Genomic DNA, 19520 nt, shown 5'->3' on the forward strand with positions numbered 1-19520 from the left:
ACCCTCCTCAGGCCTGGACCACGACGACGACGGACACGACCAGCAGCTGCAGCAGCACCAACGGGAGGGCGACCAGCCAGGCGGGCGCCGCGAACCGCTCCGGAGCGACCACCGGGAGCCGGCGCCGCAGCGCGACGAGCACCGCGAGCAGCCCGGCGGTCTTGACCAGCAGCCACAGCCAGGCCGGCAACAGCGGACCGTGCCCACCGCCGAGGAAGGCGGTGGCCCCGAAGGCGGCCCCGGCGGTGAGCAGGGCGTACCGCCCGGCCGAGACCAGCCAGCGGTCGACACCGGCCGCCTCGACGAGCACCCCGCCGGCCGTCGTCGCCGCGGTCGGTGCACCGAGCGGCCCCCAGACGGAGAACCCGGCGACCGCGACGCAGAAGACGGCGAACGCCACCGGCATCCAGACGACGAACCACAGCCCGGACTGCGCGGCCACCACGTCACCGAGCCGGAGGCTGCCGGCGGCGACCGCCGGCGCGGTCAGCGCGAACATCAACGGCAGCTCGTAGGACAGCGCCTGGGCCAGGAACCGGTACCCGCCGACCAGGGCGTGGGCGCTGTTGGGACCCCAGCCGGCCAGCCAGACCGCCGCCCACACCAGCACGTCCATCGCGTTGAACCAGACGATGCCCACCGTCAGGTCGGCGACGGTCCACCGGCCGAACGGGACGACGGCGACCATCAGCAGCGCCGCGGTGAGCAGCCCGGCGCCGCCGATCCGCTGCAACGGGAGGTCCGCGGCCACGGTGGTCCGGCGGCGCTGGCCGAAGAGCCGCGCCGTCTCCGCCACCGGGGTGAGCAGGCCCCCACCCAGCGGCTGCCCGGCGGACCGCGCGGCCAGCGCACCGTCCAGGCTCGCCGCGGCGGCCGCGACGACGAGCAGCAGCGCGGCCGCCACCGGCACCCAGCCGACCGAGACCTCGGTGACGGTCACGAGCCCGCCTCCACCGGCACGGTCACCCGGTCGGCGGTGTCCAGGTCGAGCGAGGCGACCACCAGCCGGGCGGTGGCGAGGTCCAGCCCGGTGACCAGCTCGGCCACCGCGGTCAGCTCGGTGGACCGGCGCTGCTCGGTGCCCTCCAGCCAGTGCCGCAGCCGGTCGTGCGCATCGCCCTCGGGGAGCCGGCCCAGACCACGCAGCGACCAGCGGAGCAGCCGCGACCGGATGATCCGGCGGGCCAGCCGCTCGGCCGCGGGTGGCTGCCCGCCGGCGAGCAGGGCGTCGCGGACCCGGGCGGCCCGGGTGGCGGCGTCGTCCCAGCCGGCCAGGGCCAGCAGGGTGGCCACCGCGTCCCACCGGCCGGCCGGGGTGCCGTGCACCGGCGCGTCGGTGGGGGAGTCGTCGGCCGGCAGCAGGACCTCCGCCCGGGCGGCGACGACCAGGTCGCCCTGGAGGGTGGTGTGCAGTAGCAGGCCGGCCGGCCAGTGCGGCAGCACCGGGCCGAGGGGCACGTGCAGCACGTCGAGGTCGAGGGCGTCGGGGTCGGTCAGCTGGTCGTCGTCCCCGCCGCCGGCCAGGCCGATCCCGCCGGGCATCGGCATGTCCATGTCGCCGTGGTCCATGTCGCCGTGGTCCATGTCGCCGTGGTCCATGTCGCCGTGGTCCATGTCGCCGTGGTCCATGTCGCCCATGTCGTGGTCGCCCATGCCGTCGTCGTCGGAGTCGTCGTCCATGTCCGTGTCACCCATGTCGCCGTCGCCGGTGGCGGTGGTGCCGGGTTCGGGGTCGGCCGGCCGGTCGGCGGCGTCGCGCCGCTGGGCTGCGCCGTCGGCGAGCTCGGCCGCGGCGCGGTCCAGGACGGCCGGGACGTCGACGGCGGTCGTCACCTCCGCGCGGGCGCGAGGGCCGGGCAGCTGGCTCCAGACGTGGTCGACCGCGGCGGTCAGCCGCGCCCCGGGGCGTCCGCACACCACGAGCAGGTCCGCGTCGGCGGGGGAGCCGGCCAGCCGCCAGCCCCGGTGCCGGACGTGCTCCTCGAGCGCGCAGCGGGTGCGGCCCCAGCCGGGCACCTCGACGGCGAGCACCGCGGTGCGGCGGGCGGCCAGCCGGCTCAGGTCCACCGCAGCGCACCCTCGCGCCAGGCCCAGAGCACGCCGGTCATCAGCACGCCGAGCAGCACGAACATCTCGACGATCGCCGAGGTCCCGATCGAGGCGACCACGGTCGCCCACGGGTACATGTAGAGCATCTCCACGTCGAAGGCGAGGAACAGCAGGGTCATCGGGTAGTACCGCGCCTCGAACCGGGACAGCGCGTGCTCGGCGGGCCGCCAGCCGGAGAGGAACGGCAGGGTCGCGACCGCGCCCGGCGCCACCGCGGTCCGCCGGTGCAGCAGGTACGCCAGCAGCACACCGCCGACGGCGAGGCCGAGCATCGTGGCCAGGCTCAGGTAGACCGACACCAGTTCGTCCTCCGTCCGCGTCGTCCTCGGGCCGTGGCTGACCGACGGCGCGCATACCCGTGCGCCCATGCGGGTAACCGCGCCGATCGTGACGGACCATCCCCATCCGGTCGACCCCGTGCGTGTGGCTGCGGCGAGGGCGCGGGTGCCCAGCCGCGAGGACGCCGCGAGCCTGACGGCGATGCTGAGCCTGCTGGCCGACCCCACCCGGGCCCGGGTGCTCTACGCCCTGGACGTGGTCGAGGAGCTCTGCGTGGGCGACCTGGCGATGGCGCTGGAGGCGACCGAGGACGCGGTCGGCTACGCGCTGCGGCTGCTGCGCACCGCCGGCTTCGTCACCAGCCGCAAGGACGGGCGGGTCGTCTACTACCGCTTGGCCGACGGCTTCCCGGGGCCGCTCCGGGAACACTGCCTGCGGCAACTCGTCGAGCTCTCCCGCCAGGTGGCCGACGGGGAGGACTGACCGGCCTCAGCTCCGGTGCGCGAGCGTCTCCAGGTGCTCGGCGTAGGTCTGCCGGCCGTGGACGTGGGGCTCGGCCGGGACGAGCGCACCACCGGCCATCCCCGCACCCGCCCGGCCGGGCAGCCGCACCGGGACGACGAGCCGGCGCTGCCCGGTGGCGCGCAGCAGCCGCCGGACGAGGTCGCCCATGTCGTGGTCCTCCGGTCCGGCGATCGGCTGGGCGGTCCCCTGCGGGGCGCCGTGCGCGAGCCGCACCAGGTGGGCGGCGACCTCGCCGGCTGCGACCGGCCGGGTGGCCATCCGGGGGACGACGACGAACGGGCGGGGGGAGCGGTCGACCAGCTGGCCGGCGAACTCGTGGAACTGGGTGGCGCGCAGCAGCGTCCAGGGCACCGGACCGGCGGCCAGCAGCTCCTCCTGCCGCCGCTTGCCCAGGTAGTAGCCGAAGTCGACGGTGTCGGCGCCGACGATCGACAGCGTGACCACGTGCCCGGCACCGGCCCGGGCGGCCGCGGCGAGCAGCTGGGTGGTGGCCGCGGTGAAGAAGGCCACCGATCGGCGCCGGCTGGTCGTGGTCACGTTCGCGACGTCGATCACCGCCTCGACGCCGTCCAGGGCGGCGGCCAGGCCGGTGCCGTCGGTCAGGTCCACCCCGTGCGAGCGGGCGAGCACGACCGGGTCGTCGCCCTGCCGCCTCAGCTCGGCGACCACCAGTGCCCCCAGCAGGCCGGTGCCACCGGCCACCGCAATGCGCATGCCCCCATCCTCGGGGACGGCGGAGGCTCAGGACGCGGGGGGATGCGGTCCGAGCGCGATGGTCAGCTGCAGCACCGTCTGCGGGTCCTCCAGGCGGTCGCCGTACAGGTCGCGCAGCTGCCCCATCCGGTACCGCACGGTCTGCGGGTGCACGAACAGCTCGGCGGCGACCTGGTCACGCCGGCCGTGGTGCAGCAGCCAGGAGCGGAGGGTCGCGGCCAGCTTCTCCCGAGTGGCCGGGGTCAGCCCGTCCAGCGGGGCGAGCGCCGCGGCCTGCAGGTCGGCCAGGGCGTCCTCGTCGGCCCGCAGCACCAGCTCCGGCAGTCGCTGCTCGGTGTCCAGCGGTGCCGGGCCGGTGGCCCGCAGCCCGAGCCGCAGCGCGCGCAGGGCGCGGGCGTAGGAGCCGGCGACCGCGGACCACGGCCGGGCCGGGCCGACCACCGCCGTCCGCCCCTCGAGGGCGCGCAGCAGGGCGGCCCGGGCGCCCTCGCCGGCGTCCGGCACCAGGAGGACGCTGAGCCTCAGGGCCGGGTCCAGCCCGGGCGGGTCGTCGTCCAGCTGGAGCGTGCGCTGGCCGAGCAGCGCGACGGCACCGCGGGCCCGCACCTCGGGGAGCAGCACGGCGGTCAGCGTCCGGGGCGGGAGCCAACCGGCCCGCTCGGCCGCGGGGGTGAGGTCGTGCAGCGGCCGCCCGGCCAGCAGCAGCGCGCCCAGCCGCTCGCGGTGGTGCCGGCGCACCCGGCCCGTGCTCTCCAGCTCGTCGGTGTGCCCGGCGACGCTGGCGGCCGACAGCTGGTCGATGTAGGCGAACACCAGCTCGGCGAAGCGGGCCAGCGACCCCACCGAGAGGCCGGCGCCCACCGCGGTGTCGCTCATGTGCCGCCAGGACACCCGGGCGCCGACCCGGTAGGCGGCCAGCAGGGCGTCCATCGACCGCCCGCTGCGCGCCTCGCCCCGGCCGAGGGAGTACGCGCCCTCCAGCGCCGGGCCGATCGGCCGGCTCGCGTCGACGCCCCCGGCGGTGGTGGCCAGCTCCAGGAAGCCACCCAGGGCGAGCTGGACGGCGTTGGAGATCGCCCGGCCCATCTCCCCGGAGAAGGCGTCGGCGTAGCTGGGCACCTCGACGACGATGCTGGCCACCGTCTGCTGGGCCACGGCGGGGAGCTGCGCCTGCATCGCGGCGACGACGGGCGGCGGGAACGTGACCTGATCGCTCGTGGTGTTCACCCTCTCGTTGTTCGCAGGGAACAGAAGATACAGCCCGATTCACGTCAGAAGCACAGTTGTTCGCCCCCGGAGCGGGTAATGATCAGTACATGACCGCCACCGTCCCGCGTCCGTCGTCGGCCCGTCCTGTGCTGACCACGCTGCGCGACCGGGTGCTCAAGGTGGCCGAGCTGGTCACCACGCCGCTGCTGCCCGCGGACTACCTGGACCTGGTCGACCCGCTGCGGTCCGGCGCCGCGCTGCGGGGCCGGATCGAGGCGGTGCACCACGAGACCCGGGACGCCGCCAGCATCGTGATCCGGCCGGGCCGCGACTGGCTCCCGCACACCCCCGGCCAGTACGTCCGGATCGGCATCGACATCGACGGCGTGCGGCTGTGGCGCGCGTACTCGATCACCTCGGTGCTCGGCCGCGCCGACGGCTGCTTCACCATCACCGTGAAGGCGATCCCCGACGGCAAGGTCAGCAACCACCTCGTGCACCGCGCCCAGCCGGGCACCATCGTGCAGCTGGACCAGGCGACCGGCGAGTTCGTCCTCCCCGAGGCGCGGCCGGCGAAGGCGCTGTTCGTGACGGCGGGCTCGGGCATCACGCCGGTCATGGGCATCCTGCGAAACCTGGGCGAGGACGCCGGGTGCGACGTCGTCCTGGTGCACTCCGCGCCGACCGTCGAGGACGTGATCTTCGGTGCCGAGCTGCGCGAGCTGGCGGCGGCCGGCCGGATCCGGCTGGTCGAGCACCACACCCAGGACGCCGGCTTCCTGGACGCCCCGGCGATCGCCGACCTGGTGCCCGACCTGACCGAGCGGGCCACCTGGGCCTGCGGCCCGGTCGGGCTGCTCGAGGCGCTGGAGGAGCACTGGGCGGACCAGGGCATCGCCGACCGGCTTTACACCGAGCGCTTCCGCCCCCGGGTGCTGGTCACCGGCGAGGGCGGCACCGTCACCTTCGCGAAGTCCGAGCGCACGCTCGAGGTCGACGGCGCGACCCCGATCCTGGACGCCGCCGAGGAGGCCGGGCTGCTCATGCCCAGCGGCTGCCGGATGGGCATCTGCTACGGCTGCGTGCTGCCGCTCCGCGAGGGCGCCGTCCGCGACCTGCGCAACGGGGAGCTGACCACCGCCGCCCCCGGTGACGGCGTCCTGATCCAGACCTGCGTCAGCGCCGCCGTTGACGCCTGCGACATCGACCACTGATCCAGAACCGCTGTCCCACCAGCTGAGGAGCTGCACATGACCGTCCTGCAGAAGAAGCCCGACAACCCGATCGCCCACCTCTCCGAGGCCGACATCGAGGCCATCGGCCGCGAGCTCGACGCCATCCGGCAGACCGTGGTGGACAGCCGGGGCGAGGACGACGCGGCCTACATCCGCCGGGTCATCGACGTGCAGCGCAAGATGGAGCTGGCCAGCCGGGCCGTACTGCTGTTCTCCAAGTTCCCGCCGGCCTGGGTCCTCGGCACCGCCGGGCTCTCGGTCGCCAAGATCCTGGAGAACATGGAGATCGGGCACAACATCCTGCACGGGCAGTGGGACTGGATGCGTGACCCGAAGATCCACTCCACGACGTGGGAGTGGGACATGGCCAGCCCGTCGGAGCAGTGGAAGCACTCGCACAACGTGCTGCACCACACGTACACGAACGTGATCGGCAAGGACAACGACCTCGGCTACGGCATCATGCGCGTCGACGAGGACCAGAAGTGGGTGCCGCTGTACCTGCTGCAGCCGGTGTGGAACTTCATCAACGCCTGCTTCTTCGAGTACGGGATCGCCGCCTACGACCTGGAGCTGGGCAAGAACCTGGCCACCAAGGAGCGGCGGGCCGACCCCGGCTTCCGTGCCCGCGGCAAGCAGGTGCTGAAGAAGATCGGCAAGCAGATGACGAAGGACTACGTGGTCCACCCGGCGCTGTCCGGCCCGTCGTTCCTGCCCACCCTGGCGGCCAACTTCACCGCCAACGTGGTGCGCAACCTGTGGTCGCACTCGGTGATCATGTGCGGGCACTTCCCGGAGGGCGTGGAGACCTTCGAGAAGAAGTCCATCGACGGGGAGACCCGCGGTGAGTGGTACCTGCGCCAGATGCTCGGCTCGGCCAACATCTCCGGCAGCAAGGCCATGCACATCATGACCGGCAACCTGTCCCACCAGGTCGAGCACCACCTGTTCCCGGACCTGCCGTCCAACCGGTACGCCGAGATCGCCCCGCAGATCCGTGACCTCTTCGCCCGCTACGGGCTGCGGTACCACTCCGCGTCGCTGCCCCGTCAGGTCGGCTCGGCGTGGCACAAGGTCATCCGGCTGTCGCTGCCCAACGGCTGGCTGGCCCAGACCACCCCAGCCAACGCCCCGGCCCAGGTCGTCAAGCTCTACAAGATGACCACCGGTGGCCCGAAGGTGCGGCGGGCGCTCCAGGCCGCCGCCTGACAGACCGGCCCAGCACACAGCACGAGGCCCGCCAGGAGATCTCCTGGCGGGCCTCGTGCCGTCCCGGGTGGGTCAGCCGGCGGTGGGCTGCGGCTTGACCGCGAGGACCGGCCGGTCGGCGTCCAGCAGGATCCGCTGGGCGCTGCTGCCCATCAGCAGCTTGCCGACGGGGGAGCGGCGGCGCAGGCCGATCACGATCACCGAGGCGTCCACGGAGTCGGCCACCCGGAGCAGCTCGTCGGCCAGGTCGCCGGTGTGCGGGGTCTGCCGCAGCTCCAGGGCGATGCCGTCGGCCTCGGCGCGAGAGGTCAGCGACCGGACCAGCTCCGGTGGTGCGACGTCGGCGCTGACCGGTGCTCCGCCCCGCGGGGTGTTGAGCACCAGCAGCCCCTCCTGCCGGCGGCGGGCCTCGGCGAGACCGGCCGTGAAGGCAGCCTCGCCCTCGGGCGTGGGGACGAAACCGACGAGGACGGTCACACGAGCTCCTTGGTGTTCGGGTCGGACGTGTCCTGGGCCGGCTCCTGCCGCCGGCGGCTCCGCAGGGTCGCCACGAAGGGGTAGACCGCCACGAGCAGGAACACGACGAGCAGGGTGCCGGAGATGGGACGGGTGAAGAAGCCGGTCGCGTCGCCGTCGAAGATCAGCAGCGAACGGCGCAACCCGTCTTCCAGCAGAGCACCCAGCACGAAGGCCAGCAACAGGGGGCCGGGGTCGAAGCCGGCCTTCTTCATCAGGTAGCCGAGCACGCCGAAGACGATGACCAGCACGATGTCGAAGACGCTGTTGTTGACCGTGTAGACGCCGATCAACGTGATGAGCACGGTGATCGGCGCCAGGATGGCCGGCCGCACCCGGAGGATCTTCACGAACAGCCCGACCAGCGGGATGCTCATGATCAGCAACAGGATGTTGCCGATGTACATCGAGTTGACGACGCCCCAGAACAGCTCCGGCTCCTCGGTGACCAACTGGGGGCCGGGGGTGACCCCCACCACCAGCAGGGCGCCGAAGATCACCGCCATGGTCGCGTTGGCGGGGATGCCCAGCGTGAGCAGCGGGATGAAGGACGACGTCGCGGCGGCGTTGTTCGCCGTCTCGGGCCCGGCCACGCCCTCGACCGCCCCCTTGCCGAAGCGCTCAGGCGTCTTGGAGCGCCGCTTCTCCACCGCGTAGGCGGCGAGCGAGGAGAGGGTCGCACCACCCCCGGGGAGGATGCCGAGGAAGAAGCCGATCACCGACCCGCGGCCGATCGCGCCCGAGGACTGGCGCAGGTCCTGGCGGGAGGGCCAGACGTTGGCGACCTTGGTCGGCGCCTGGGTGGCGTTGTGCCGCTGCTCCAGGTTGTAGAGGATCTCGCCGAGACCGAAGAGGCCCATCGCGATCGGCACGAAGTCCAGGCCGTCGGCCAGGTTCAGGTTACCGAAGGTGAACCGCTCGGTGGCGGTGAAGCCGTCGCGGCCGACCGTGGCGAGCAGCAGGCCGACACAGGCCGCGACGACGGCCTTGAGCCGGCTGCCACTGCTGACGGTGGCGACCAGCAGGATGCCGAGCAGCGCCAGGGCGGTGTACTCCGGCGGCCCGAAGTCCAGCGCGAAGCTGGCCACGAGGGGAGCGAGGAAGGACAGCGCGACGATCGAGATCGTGCCGCCGGCGAACGAGCCGATCGCCGCGATCCCGAGCGCGGTCCCCGCCCGGCCCTGGCGGGCCATGGCGTAGCCGTCGAAGACGGTGACCACCGACGACGCCTCGCCCGGCAGCTTGAGCAGGACGGAGGTGATCGTGCCGCCGTACTGGGCGCCGTAGAAGATGCCGGCCAGCATGATGATCGCGGTCACCGGCTCGATGCCGATGGTGATCGGCAGCAGGATCGCGATGGTGGCGGCGGGGCCGAGGCCCGGTAGCACGCCGACCAGCATGCCGACGACGACGCCGATCAGGCAGTAGAGCAGATTGGTCGGTTCCAGGACGACGGCGAAGCCGTCGAGCACCGGGGCGAGGTCCAACGGACTCTCCTCAGAAGAGGTGCGGGATGGGGACCGAGAGGGCCGCGACGAAGACGAGGTAGAAGGCGACCACCACGCCGATGCTGACGAGCGCGGACGTCCGCCAGCTCTCGCCGCCCAGGAAGCGGAGCCAGACGAAGGCCAGCAGTGCGGAAGGGATCTCGAAGCCGATGGTGCCGATGAGGGCGACGAAGACGAGCATCGTGGCCAGCCCGGCGAGGACCAGCCAGGACGATCTCGAGAACTGCTCGGTGTCGGCGGTCCGGCGGGCGGTGGCCGCCAGACCCAGGCCCAGCACGACCAGCAGCACGCCGAGGATCAAGGGCCAGATGCCCGGTCCCGGCGTGCGTGCGGTGCCGGCGCCGAGCGCCAGGGCGCCGACGGCCGCGGCTGCCCCCAGCGCGACCACGAGCGCCGCGATCACCAGGTTCGAGGCCGGGCCGGCCGGTGGCGGGCGGTGCTCGGCCTCCTCCTCGACCTCCTGCGCGAGCTCCTCGAGGTCGTGCAGCGTCGAGGGGGTGTCGGTGGTCGCCGGTGCGGTGTCGTCCGGGTGGGGGGCCACGTTCCCCTGGGGGGTGGCCCCGGCGGCCGTGCGGCCGCCGGGGCTCCCCAGGGTGTGCGCCCCGTCGTGCGCAGAGCTCACGAGTTCTCCTCGCTCCTGCTCGGGGTCATCGGGACGCAGGTCGCGTCCCGGACCATCGGGGACCCGAGGATCACGCATCTCCACCGAGGTCGATGCCGTACTCCTCGACCACGGCACGGTAGTTGTCCAGGTTCTCGGTCCACCGCTCCCGGATCTCCTCACCGTCGACCTCGAGGGGGGTGAGCAGGTTGTCCTCGTTGAGCTGCTGGTAGGCCTCCGTCTCGAACGCGGCCTCGAAACCGTCGCGCAGCGTCTGCATGACGTCGTCCGGCACGCCCTGGGGGGCGAAGACGGCGCGCGACTGCTGCACCGGCACGTCGTAGCCGGCCTCGACCGCGGTCGGGGTGTCGGGCAGGTAGCTCGGACGCTCCTCGGCGAAGGTCACGATCGGGGTGAGGCCGCCGGACTCGATCTGCTCGATGGCCTCACCGAGCTGGACGGAGCCGACGTCCACCTGCCCGCCGAGGACGGCGGTCAGCGTGGGTGAACCGCCGTCGAACGGGACGGCGGTGGCGTCGATGTCGGCCTGGGCGAACAGCAGCTCCTGGGACAGCTGGCTGCCGGTGCCCACCCCGGTGGTGCCGAAGGTGATCGGGCGACCGGCCGCGGCGAGGTCCTCGACCGTGCTGAAGCCCGAACCCGGCGCCGTCACCAGGACGTAGTCGTCCAGGGAGAGGCCCGTGACGATGTCGAAGTCGGCGATGTCGGGGGCCTCGCCCTCGCCCACCGCGAGCGGGGTGATGTAGGCCAGGCTGCCGTTGTAGACCATGAGGGTGTGGCCGTCCGGGTCCTCCCCGGCCAGCTGCTGGGCGGCCAGTGCACCGTTGGCACCGGGCCGGTTCTCCACGGTCACCGGGACGCCGAGCTCGTCGGAGAGGCCGTCGGCCGCCGCGCGGGCGATCAGGTCGGTGCTGCCGCCGGGGTCCTGCCCGACCAGCATCGTGATCGGGTCGCCGCCGGGGAACTCCTCCTCGGAGTCCGACCCGCCGCCGACGTTCCCCCCGCAGGCGGTGAGGGAGAGGGCCAGGGTGAGTCCGGCGCCGGACAGTGCCCAGCGACGGGCGCGGTGGTTCGTGGTCATGGTGGTTCTCCTCTTCGAGAAGCCGTCGGTCCGGCCTGGGGGTGCTGTGAGTGCCGTCACGAACGCGGGGACGACCGAAGAGTAGGAACGGCCGCTCATGCCTGTCCAAATCCATTGCAGCATTGATTGATACCTTCGGTGCATGGCGTTCACCTTGGAGCAACTCCGCGGTTTCGTCGCCGTCGCCGAGGAGCTCCACTTCGGTCGCGCGGCGGAGCGGCTCTCGATGACCCAGCCACCGCTCAGCCGGCAGATCCAGAAGCTGGAGCGGGTGGTCGGCGCCCAGCTCCTCGAGCGGGACAACCGGCGGGTCGGCCTCACCGCCGCCGGTGAGGTCTTCCTGGTCGAGGCCCGCCGGCTGCTCACGCTGGCCGACGGTGCGCCGGAGCTGGCGCGCCGGGTCTCCTCCGGGTCCAGTGGCGTGCTGCGGATCGGCTTCACCGCGGCGTCCGCCTACGGCGTGCTCGGCCGGCTGCTCGACGACCTGGGTGCCGCCCTGCCCGACGTGGACGTCGACCTGGCCGAGATGGTGACCAGGGAGCAGGTGGCGGGCCTGCTGGCGGAGGAGATCGACCTCGGGCTGGCCCGGCCGCCGTTCGACGCCGAGCGGTTCGGCTCCCGGCTGCTGCACCGCGAGTCCCTCCTGGTCGCCGCCCCGCTGGGGCACCGGCTGCTCGCGCTGGACCGGCCGGTCACCGCGGCCGACCTGGCCGGTGAGCCGGTGGTGATGCACTCGCCGACCCAGGCGCGGTACTTCTACGACCTGGTGGTCGGGTTCGTGCCGGCGGCCTCGGAGAACGCGGTGCACACCGTCAGCCAGGTGCTCACCATGCTCTGGCTCGTCGCCGCCGGCCGGGGGATCGCGTTCGTCCCGGAGTCGGCAGCCGGGCTGACCATCGCGGGGGTCGGGCTGGTGCGCCTGGAGACACCGGTGCCCGAGCCGGTCGAGCTGCACCTGCTCTGGGCTCGGGAGTCGAAGAACCCCGCCCTGTGGCGCGCCCTGGACGTCCTGGCGGATGGGCAAGCGCTTTCATGATGCCCTGAGCGCATCGAGCGATGCGGAACTGCTCTTGGACAGGCATCGCGGGCCGTTCCTAGGGTGACCTCGACCACCGCCCGCGACCTCCGGTCGACCAGTGCGCGGACCCGTCGAACCCAAGGACACGACCTGTGACGTTGCTGCCCCCGGATGCTCTCGCTGACCGGCTGAAGTCCGGTCTGCTGTCGTTCCCGGTCACCCACTTCGACGCCGAGCTGCAGTTCGACGAACAGCGTTATCGCGAGCACCTGGCCTGGCAGTCGGGCTTCGACGTGGCCGGCCTGTTCGCCGCGGGCGGCACCGGGGAGGGCTTCTCGCTCACCCCCGCCGAGATCGACCGGGTGGTCCGGGTGGCCGTCGACGAGGTGGCCGGCCGGGTGCCCGTCATCGCCCCGGCCACCGGTGGCACCGCCGTCTCCGTCGCCCAGGCCCAGGCCGCCCAGGCCGCCGGTGCCGACGGCCTGCTGCTCTTCCCGCCCTACCTCACCGAGGCCAGCCAGGCCGGTCTGGTCGAGCACGTCAGCGCCGTCTGCCGGGCCACCGATCTGGGCGTGGTCGTCTACAGCCGGGCCAACGCCGTGCTCACCGACGGTGCCGTCGCCGAGCTCGCCGACCGGAACCCCAACCTCATCGGGCTCAAGGACGGCGTCGGCGACATCGAGCAGATGACCCGCACCTACGCCAAGGTCGGCGACCGGCTCATCTACGTCGGTGGCCTCCCCACCGCCGAGACGTTCGCTCTCCCGCTGCTGCAGCTGGGGGTGAGCACGTACTCCTCGGCGCTGTACAACTTCGTGCCCGAGTTCGCGCTCCGGTTCTACGCCGCCGTCCGCGCCCAGGACCGCGTGGCGGTGTACGGGATGCTCAACGACTTCGTCCTCCCGTACCTCGACATCCGCGACCGGGCCCGCGGCTACGCGGTCTCGATCGTGAAGGCCGGTCTCACCGCGGTGGGCCGGGACGGCGGCCGGGTGCGCCCGCCGCTCACCGACCTCACCGAGGCCGAGCTCGGCGAGCTGACCACGCTGGTCTCCAAGGTCTCCTGACCAGGTCTGCCGGACCCGCTGCCCGCCGTCTGCTGAGAGGAACCCGATGACCGGCACCACGCCGACCGTCGCCCGCGTCGAGGCGGTGCCCGTCGCCGGGCACGACAGCATGCTGCTGAACCTCAGCGGCGCGCACGGCCCGTTCTTCACCCGCAACATCGTGATCGTCACCGACAACGAGGGCCGCGAGGGCGTGGGGGAGGTGCCCGGCGGCGAGGACATCCGGCGGACGGTGGCCGACGCGGGCCCGCTGCTCGTCGGGCAGCCGGTGGCCGCCTTCGGCCGGCTGCTGCGCTCGGTCGCGGACACCTTCGCCGACCGGGACGCCGGCGGCCGGGGTCTGCAGACCTTCGACCTCCGGACCACCGTCCACGCGGTGACCGGGCTGGAGTCCGCGCTGCTGGACCTGCTCGGGCAGCACCTGGGGGTCCCGGTCGCCGAGCTGCTGGGCGACGGGCAGCAGCGCGACGCCGTGCCCATGCTGGGCTACCTCTTCTACATCGGGGACCGGACGGCGACCGACCTGCCCTACGTCGCCGAGCCCTCGCCGGCCGACGACTGGGAGCGGCTCCGGCGTGAGCCCGCGCTCACGCCCGAGGCGGTCGTGGCCCTGGCCGAGGCGGCCCAGGCCCGCTACGGCTTCACCGACTTCAAGCTCAAGGGCGGCGTGCTCGCCGGCGAGCAGGAGGTCGCCGCCGTCCGGGCACTGGCGCAGCGGTTCCCCGACGCCCGGATCACGCTGGACCCCAACGGGGGCTGGCTGCTCTCCGACGCCGTCCGGCTGCTCGGCGACCTGCACGGGGTGCTCGCCTACGCCGAGGACCCGGTCGGGGCCGAGGGCGGCTTCTCCGGGCGGGAGGTCATGGCGGAGTTCCGGCAGGCCACCGGGCTGCCGACGGCCACCAACATGATCGCCACCGACTGGCGGCAGATGGCGCACGCCGTCCGGTCGCACGCCGTGGACATCCCGCTGGCCGACCCGCACTTCTGGACCATGCGCGGTTCGGTGCGGGTGGCCCAGCTGTGCGCCGACTTCGGCCTGACCTGGGGATCGCACTCCAACAACCACTTCGACATCTCGCTGGCGATGTTCACCCAGGTGGGGGCTGCCGCACCGGGGGAGATCACCGCGCTGGACACCCACTGGATCTGGCAGGACGGCCAGGCGCTCACCCGGTCGCCGTTGCAGATCCGGGACGGGGCGATCGCCGTCCCCACCGCCCCGGGGCTCGGTGTCGAGCTGGACCGGGACGCCCTGGCCGCGGCGCACGAGCTTTACCGCGAGCACGGGCTCGGCGCCCGGGACGACGCGGTCGCCATGCAGTACCTCGTGCCCGACTGGGGCTTCGACCCCAAGCGTCCCTGCCTGGTGCGCTGACCCCGATGCCTGGAGCTGCCATGACGACGACCTCCGCCCCGACCCCGACCACCACAGCCCCCGCTGTCCTGGACCGGATCGAGTCGATCTCGCTCTCCTCGGTCACGCTGCCGCTGCCCAACCCGATCAGCGACGCGAAGGTGTTCACCGGCCGGCAGCGGCCGATGACCGAGGTGGCGTTCCTGTTCGCCGAGATCCGTACCGAGGCGGGCCACGAGGGCGTGGGCTTCAGCTACTCGAAGCGGGCCGGCGGGCCGGCGCAGTTCGCCCATGCCCGGGAGGTCGCCCCCGGCCTGATCGGCGAGGACCCGAACGACATCGCCCGGCTGTGGACCAAGCTGGTCTGGGCAGGGGCATCGGTCGGCCGCAGCGGGGCCTCGACGCAGGCGATCGCCGCGATCGACGTGGCGCTGTGGGACCTCAAGGCCAAGCGTGCCGGGCTGCCGTTGGCCAAGCTGCTGGGCGCGCACCGCGACTCGGTGCGTTGTTACAACACCTCCGGCGGCTTCCTGCACGAGACGATCGAGCAGGTCAAGGACAACGCCACGCGCACGCTGGAGAGCGGCGTCGGCGGCATCAAGATCAAGGTCGGGCTGCCGGACTCGGCGGAGGACCTGCGCCGGGTGCGCGCCGTCCGCGAGCACCTGGGTGACGGTGTGCCGTTCATGGTGGACGCCAACCAGCAGTGGGACCGGCCCACGGCCATGCGGGTCAGCCGCCGGCTGGAGGAGTTCGACCTGGTGTGGATCGAAGAGCCGCTGGACGCCTACGACGCCGAGGGGCACGCCCAGCTCGCCCGCTCGCTGGACACCGCGATCGCCACCGGGGAGATGCTCACGAGCGTCGCCGAGCACCGCGAGCTTATCCGGGCCGGCTCGGTCGACATCCTGCAGCCCGACGCCCCGCGGATCGGCGGCATCACGCAGTTCCTGAAGCTGGCCGCGCTCGCCGACGACGCGAACCTGCAGATCGCGCCGCACTTCGCCATGGAGATCCACGTGCACCTGGCCGCGGCCTACCCGCACGAGCCGTGGGTCGAGCACTTCGACTGGCTGCACCCGCTGTTCAACGAGCGACTGGAGACCCGCGACGGCCGGATGCACCTGTCCGACCGCCCCGGTCTCGGTGTCACCCTGACCGAGCAGGCGCGCGCCTGGACCGTGGACCGCGTCCACGTCGACGCGCCCCACTGACCCGCCACCCCGAACCGACAGGAGCACCCATGACCGACGTCGTGAGCATCGACCCGCGCACCGGACAGGCGGCCGAGGTGGTCGCAGAGGAGACCACCCCCGAGGAGGTGGCCCGGCTGTGCGAGGCGGCCCTGGCCGCTGCCCCGGCTCTGGAGGAGATGGGCCGGGCCGGCCGGGCCGGCCTGCTGCGGGCCCTCGCGGACGCGCTGGAGGCCCGGCGGGAGGACGTCGTCGCCGTCGCCGACCGGGAGACCGCCCTGGGCACCGGCCGGCTGAACGGCGAGCTGACCCGTACCGCCTACCAGCTGCGGCTCTTCGCCGAGGTGCTCGGAGAGGGCAGTTACCTCGAGGCCACCATCGACCACGCCGGTGACACCCCCATGGGCCCGCGCCCGGACCTGCGCCGGATGCTCCTCCCGATCGGCCCGGTCGCCGTCTTCGGCGCCAGCAACTTCCCGCTCGCCTTCTCCGTGCCCGGCGGCGACACCGCCTCGGCCCTGGCGGCCGGCTGCCCGGTGGTGGTGAAGGCGCACGGCTCGCACCCGGCCACCTCTCAGCTGGTCTTCGAGGTGTTCGTGGCCGCGGCCCGCGAGGCCGGCGCCCCCGAGGGGACGCTCGGCCTGGTGCACGGCCTGCAGGCCGGCGCGACCCTGGTCGCCCACCCGGCCATCCGCGCGGTCGGCTTCACCGGCTCGGTGAACGGCGGCCGTGCGCTGCTGCAGATCATCGAGCAGCGCCCGGACCCGATCCCGTTCTTCGGGGAGCTGAGCAGCCTGAACCCGGTCGTGGTCACCCCGCAGGCCGCCGCCGAGCGCGGCAGCCAGCTCGGGGCGGAGCTCGTCGGGTCCTTCACCCTCGGCGCCGGTCAGTTCTGCACCAAGCCCGGCCTGGTGCTCGTGCCCGCCGGTGCCGAGGGCGACCAGGTCGTCGACGCGATGGCCGAGGCGGTGCGCGGCAGCAGCCCGCAGGTGCTGCTCAACGAGGGCATCGCGGCGTCGTTCGGGAAGCTGTCCGCCGCCATCGCCGAGGCGCCGGGGGTCACCGCTGTCGCCCGCGGCACCGAGGGCGACGGCACCGGTTTCGCCGCGACGCCTCTGCTGCTGACCACCTCGGCCGCCGGGCTGCCCGAGCAGGTCACCGAGGAGGTCTTCGGCCCGGTCACGGTCGTGGCCCGGTACGACGGCGAGCCGGAGCTCTTCTCCGCGCTGGCGAAGATGCCCTCCTCGCTCACCGCCACGGTGCTGCGGGGCGCAGGGGAGACCCAGCTGCCGCTGGCGGTCTCCCAGGAGCTCCGCACCCGGGCTGGCCGCATCGTCTACGACGCCTACCCGACCGGTGTCGCGGTGTCCTGGGCGCAGCACCACGGCGGGCCGTGGCCGTCGACCAACTCCCAGCACACCTCGGTCGGCACCTCGGCGATCCGCCGGTTCCTCCGCCCGGTCACCTGGCAGGGCGCCCCGGCCGACGTGCTCCCGGCCGAGCTCACCGACGACCACACCGGCATCCCGCGGCGGATCGACGGCGTCCTCCAGCTGCCGGCGTGAGCGCGCGGGTCGCGCTGGTCAGCAGCGAGCGGGGACTGCGGGTCGACCCGGACCTGCCGATCGCGGCGCCCGCGTTGCGCGCGGCCGGGCTGGCGGTCGACCTGGTGCGCTGGGACGACCCGGACGTCGACTGGGCGGACTACGACCTGGCCGTCGTCCGGTCCTGCTGGGACTACGCCTGGCGGCGGGCGGAGTTCCTGGACTGGGCCGCCGCCGTCCCGCGGCTGCGCAACCCGGTCGAGGTGCTGGCCTGGAACACCGACAAGGCCCACCTGCGCGACCTCGTCGCCGCCGGGCTGCCCGTCGTCCCGACCGTCTGGGACCCCACCGACGTCGTCGCGCTGCCGGAGGCGGGGGAGTGGGTGGTGAAGCCGTCGATCTCGGCCGGCTCCCGGGACACCGCCCGGTGGACCGAGCCGGCGGCGGTGCTCGGGCACGTCGCCGAGCTGACCGCGGCCGGCCGGACGGCGATGGTCCAGCCCTACCTGGCCAGCGTGGACGACGCCGGGGAGACCGCGATGCTCTTCCTCGGCGGCCGGTTCTCCCACGCCGTGCGCAAGGGCCCGCTGCTGCAGCGCGGCGAAGGGGTGCGCCAGGACCGCGACAGCCGCGGCGACCTGCGCGCGGTCGAGCCGACCCCGGAGCAGCGCGCGGTCGCCCAGGCGGTGTTCGACGCGGTGCCGTCGCTCGTGCCCGGTGCCGCCCCGGTGCTGTACGCCCGGATCGACCTGGTCGCCGATGCGGGCGGCTCCCCGGTGGTGCTCGAGCTCGAGCTGGCCGAGCCGAGCCTCTTCCTCCCGCAGGCCCCGGACGGCGCCCTCGCCCAGCTGGTGGCCGCGGTGGGGGACGCGATCCGGTGACCGCCACGGTGCGGCCTGCGGCCACGTGACCGCGGTCCTGAGCGGGTTCGCCGCCCTGGCCGCGGTCATCGCCGTCGGCTGGCTCACCGGCCGCACCGGAGCACTGGGCCCCGACGCCGCCGGGGTGCTGTCCCGCCTGTCCTACTTCGTCGCGACGCCGGCGTTGCTGCTGCTGACGTTGGCCGAGGCGGACCCGGCCGGGCTGTTCACCGCCGCTCTGGTGGCCACCGGCGGCAGTGCCCTGGTCGCTGCCGCGCTGTACGCCGGGCTCGCCCGCTGGTGGTGGCGGTTGCGCCCGGCCTCGCTGACCACCGGTGCGCTCGCGTCCTCCTACGTCAACGCCGGGAACCTCGGCCTCCCGATCGCGGTCTACGTGCTCGGCGACGCCACCTACGTGGCGCCGGTGCTGCTCTTCCAGGTGCTGGTGATGGCCCCGGTGGGGCTCGCGGTGCTCGCCGGCTCGCGCGGGCCGGATGCGGGCGCGCCGTCCCGCTGGCAGGTGCTCAGCCAGCCGGTGCGCACGCCGGTGGTGCTCGGCTGCCTGGTCGGCCTGCTGCTGGCCGAGACCGGGTGGCGGCTGCCCGCGGTCGTGCTCCAGCCGGTCGAGCTGCTCGCCGCCCTCGCCGTCCCCGCGGCGCTGCTCGCCTTCGGGTCGAGTCTGCACGGGGCGCCGCGGCCGGCGTCCGGGGACGGCGGTGGCCAGGTCTGGCTGGCCGTTGCGCTCAAGACGGCGGTGCAGCCGGCACTGGCCTACGCGCTGGGCCGCTGGGGGGTCGGGCTGGCGGGGGTGCCGTTGCTGGCGGTCACGCTCACCTCCGCCCTGCCCACCGCACAGAACGTGTTCGTCTACGCCACGACCTACGACCGGGGCAGTGCGGTGGCTCGCGACGTGGTGCTGCTGACCACCGTGCTGTCGGTGCCGGTGCTGCTCGGTGTGGCGCTGTTGCTGCGATGAGAGGGAGAGCGATGACCGACGTCGGACCAGAGCACCGGGACGTCGTCCTGGTCGGTGGCGGGGTGATGAGCGCGACGCTGGGCGTGCTGCTCAGCGAGCTGGAGCCGGGCTGGACGATCACCGTGGTCGAGCGGCTGGACGCCGCGGGGCTGGAGAGCTCGAGCGCCTGGAACAACGCGGGCACCGGGCACGCCGGGCTGTGCGAGTTCAACTACACGCCCCGCCGTCCCGACGGGACCGTCGACGTGTCGGCCGCGGTGCAGATCGGTGCACAGTTCCTCACCTCGCTGACCCTGTGGGCCCACCTGGTCGAGCGCGGTCTCCTCGGCCCACCGGAGGACTTCATCCGCTCGGTGCCGCACCTGGGGCTGGGGCGGGGCGCCGAGCAGGGCCGCCAGGGAGCCGCCGGCCGAGGTCACCAGCTCGGTCCCGAAGCCGACCATGCTGCCGCGGCCCTCCGTGGTCTTGAGCACCTGCACCCGCTGCCCGGCGGTGATC

19 protein-coding genes and 1 pseudogene are annotated in these 19520 nt (G+C 73.5%); 11 read left to right on the top strand and 9 right to left on the bottom strand.

Annotated elements, in window-relative coordinates; genetic code table 11:
• Positions 1–7 precede the first annotated feature (7 nt).
• From G5C62_RS08230 to G5C62_RS08240, 3 genes are read right to left on the bottom strand one after another with little or no spacing between them, the layout of a single operon-like run.
• The gene (locus G5C62_RS08230) at positions 8–940 is read right to left on the bottom strand and encodes an NADH-quinone oxidoreductase subunit H (RefSeq protein ID WP_164700609.1); all 933 of its coding nucleotides are present in this window, start codon (positions 938–940) and stop codon (positions 8–10) included.
• Positions 937–2067 carry a hypothetical protein gene (locus G5C62_RS08235; protein ID WP_206330526.1) on the bottom strand — a complete coding sequence of 377 codons (1131 nt, stop codon included), beginning with the start codon at positions 2065–2067 and terminating at the stop codon, positions 937–939. The genes G5C62_RS08230 and G5C62_RS08235 overlap by 4 nt, the downstream gene beginning before the upstream one ends.
• Positions 2058–2408, bottom strand: a complete 351-nt coding sequence (locus tag G5C62_RS08240) for an NADH-quinone oxidoreductase subunit A (protein WP_241175782.1) — start codon at positions 2406–2408, stop codon at positions 2058–2060. The genes G5C62_RS08235 and G5C62_RS08240 overlap by 10 nt, the downstream gene beginning before the upstream one ends.
• 145 nt (positions 2409–2553) lie before the next feature.
• Between G5C62_RS08240 and G5C62_RS08245 the strand changes: the two genes are divergently transcribed.
• Complete coding sequence (locus tag G5C62_RS08245; RefSeq protein ID WP_241175783.1) at positions 2554–2871, top strand: metalloregulator ArsR/SmtB family transcription factor; 318 nt, start codon at positions 2554–2556, stop codon at positions 2869–2871.
• A gap of 6 nt (positions 2872–2877) precedes the next feature.
• Here the strand turns inward: G5C62_RS08245 and G5C62_RS08250 are convergent, their stop codons facing one another.
• Both G5C62_RS08250 and G5C62_RS08255 read right to left on the bottom strand, forming a co-directional pair.
• Positions 2878–3627 (bottom strand): SDR family oxidoreductase, encoded by a 750-nt coding sequence (locus G5C62_RS08250; RefSeq protein WP_164700611.1) that lies wholly within the window; start codon positions 3625–3627, stop codon positions 2878–2880.
• 27 nt (positions 3628–3654) lie between these two features.
• Positions 3655–4854 (bottom strand): CdaR family transcriptional regulator, encoded by a 1200-nt coding sequence (locus tag G5C62_RS08255; RefSeq protein WP_241175784.1) that lies wholly within the window; start codon positions 4852–4854, stop codon positions 3655–3657.
• Positions 4855–4943: 89 nt separating this feature from the next.
• Between G5C62_RS08255 and G5C62_RS08260 the strand changes: the two genes are divergently transcribed.
• A complete protein-coding gene (locus G5C62_RS08260) occupies positions 4944–6050 on the top strand; it encodes a ferredoxin reductase (protein ID WP_164700612.1) in 1107 nt (368 codons plus the stop codon).
• Positions 6051–6086: 36 nt separating this feature from the next.
• Positions 6087–7280 (top strand): acyl-CoA desaturase, encoded by a 1194-nt coding sequence (locus G5C62_RS08265; RefSeq protein WP_036334444.1) that lies wholly within the window; start codon positions 6087–6089, stop codon positions 7278–7280.
• Between the two features lie 72 nt (positions 7281–7352).
• Here G5C62_RS08265 and G5C62_RS08270 read toward each other — a convergent pair whose 3' ends face one another.
• From G5C62_RS08270 to G5C62_RS08285, 4 genes are all read right to left on the bottom strand, one after another.
• Positions 7353–7757 (bottom strand): universal stress protein, encoded by a 405-nt coding sequence (locus tag G5C62_RS08270; RefSeq protein WP_164700613.1) that lies wholly within the window; start codon positions 7755–7757, stop codon positions 7353–7355.
• Positions 7754–9283, bottom strand: a complete 1530-nt coding sequence (locus G5C62_RS08275; RefSeq protein WP_164700614.1) for a tripartite tricarboxylate transporter permease — start codon at positions 9281–9283, stop codon at positions 7754–7756. The genes G5C62_RS08270 and G5C62_RS08275 overlap by 4 nt, the downstream gene beginning before the upstream one ends.
• 10 nt (positions 9284–9293) lie before the next feature.
• A complete protein-coding gene (locus tag G5C62_RS08280; protein WP_164700615.1) occupies positions 9294–9926 on the bottom strand; it encodes a tripartite tricarboxylate transporter TctB family protein in 633 nt (210 codons plus the stop codon).
• A 70-nt stretch (positions 9927–9996) separates the two neighbouring features.
• Positions 9997–11007, bottom strand: a complete 1011-nt coding sequence (locus G5C62_RS08285; RefSeq protein WP_164700616.1) for a tripartite tricarboxylate transporter substrate binding protein — start codon at positions 11005–11007, stop codon at positions 9997–9999.
• A 142-nt stretch (positions 11008–11149) separates the two neighbouring features.
• Here G5C62_RS08285 and G5C62_RS08290 point away from each other — a divergent pair, with 142 nt between their 5' ends.
• The 8 genes and pseudogenes from G5C62_RS08290 to G5C62_RS08325 all read left to right on the top strand — a co-directional run.
• Entirely contained in the window at positions 11150–12043 is an 894-nt protein-coding gene (locus G5C62_RS08290; RefSeq protein WP_164700617.1) for a LysR family transcriptional regulator, read from the top strand.
• Between the two features lie 134 nt (positions 12044–12177).
• A complete protein-coding gene (gene kdgD, locus G5C62_RS08295) occupies positions 12178–13092 on the top strand; it encodes a 5-dehydro-4-deoxyglucarate dehydratase (RefSeq protein WP_164700618.1) in 915 nt (304 codons plus the stop codon).
• A 46-nt stretch (positions 13093–13138) separates the two neighbouring features.
• Positions 13139–14470 (top strand): enolase C-terminal domain-like protein, encoded by a 1332-nt coding sequence (locus G5C62_RS08300; protein WP_164700619.1) that lies wholly within the window; start codon positions 13139–13141, stop codon positions 14468–14470.
• Between the two features lie 20 nt (positions 14471–14490).
• Positions 14491–15663, top strand: a complete 1173-nt coding sequence (locus G5C62_RS08305) for an L-talarate/galactarate dehydratase (RefSeq protein ID WP_036334455.1) — start codon at positions 14491–14493, stop codon at positions 15661–15663.
• Positions 15664–15692: 29 nt separating this feature from the next.
• The gene (locus G5C62_RS08310) at positions 15693–17207 is read left to right on the top strand and encodes an aldehyde dehydrogenase (NADP(+)) (RefSeq protein WP_164700620.1); all 1515 of its coding nucleotides are present in this window, start codon (positions 15693–15695) and stop codon (positions 17205–17207) included.
• Positions 17204–18067 (top strand): RimK family alpha-L-glutamate ligase, encoded by an 864-nt coding sequence (locus tag G5C62_RS08315; RefSeq protein ID WP_164700621.1) that lies wholly within the window; start codon positions 17204–17206, stop codon positions 18065–18067. Before G5C62_RS08310 ends, G5C62_RS08315 begins: the two co-directional genes overlap by 4 nt.
• Before the next feature lie 25 nt (positions 18068–18092).
• The gene (locus G5C62_RS08320; protein ID WP_164700622.1) at positions 18093–19022 is read left to right on the top strand and encodes an AEC family transporter; all 930 of its coding nucleotides are present in this window, start codon (positions 18093–18095) and stop codon (positions 19020–19022) included.
• Between the two features lie 65 nt (positions 19023–19087).
• Positions 19088–19351, top strand: a pseudogene (locus G5C62_RS08325) (malate:quinone oxidoreductase); the annotation flags it as partial.
• Positions 19352–19520: the final 169 nt, after the last annotated feature.

It is taken from the genome of Modestobacter sp. KNN46-3 (assembly GCF_011039295.1).

Coding starts and splice junctions, on each gene's coding strand:
- G5C62_RS08265 (WP_036334444.1), top strand. CDS start 6,087: ATGACCGTCCTGCAGAAGAAGCCCGACAACCCGATCGCCCACCTCTCC.
- G5C62_RS08290 (WP_164700617.1), top strand. CDS start 11,150: ATGGCGTTCACCTTGGAGCAACTCCGCGGTTTCGTCGCCGTCGCCGAG.
- G5C62_RS08250 (WP_164700611.1), bottom strand. CDS start 3,627: ATGCGCATTGCGGTGGCCGGTGGCACCGGCCTGCTGGGGGCACTGGTG.
- G5C62_RS08260 (WP_164700612.1), top strand. CDS start 4,944: ATGACCGCCACCGTCCCGCGTCCGTCGTCGGCCCGTCCTGTGCTGACC.
- G5C62_RS08305 (WP_036334455.1), top strand. CDS start 14,491: ATGACGACGACCTCCGCCCCGACCCCGACCACCACAGCCCCCGCTGTC.
- G5C62_RS08285 (WP_164700616.1), bottom strand. CDS start 11,007: ATGACCACGAACCACCGCGCCCGTCGCTGGGCACTGTCCGGCGCCGGA.
- G5C62_RS08300 (WP_164700619.1), top strand. CDS start 13,139: ATGACCGGCACCACGCCGACCGTCGCCCGCGTCGAGGCGGTGCCCGTC.
- G5C62_RS08310 (WP_164700620.1), top strand. CDS start 15,693: ATGACCGACGTCGTGAGCATCGACCCGCGCACCGGACAGGCGGCCGAG.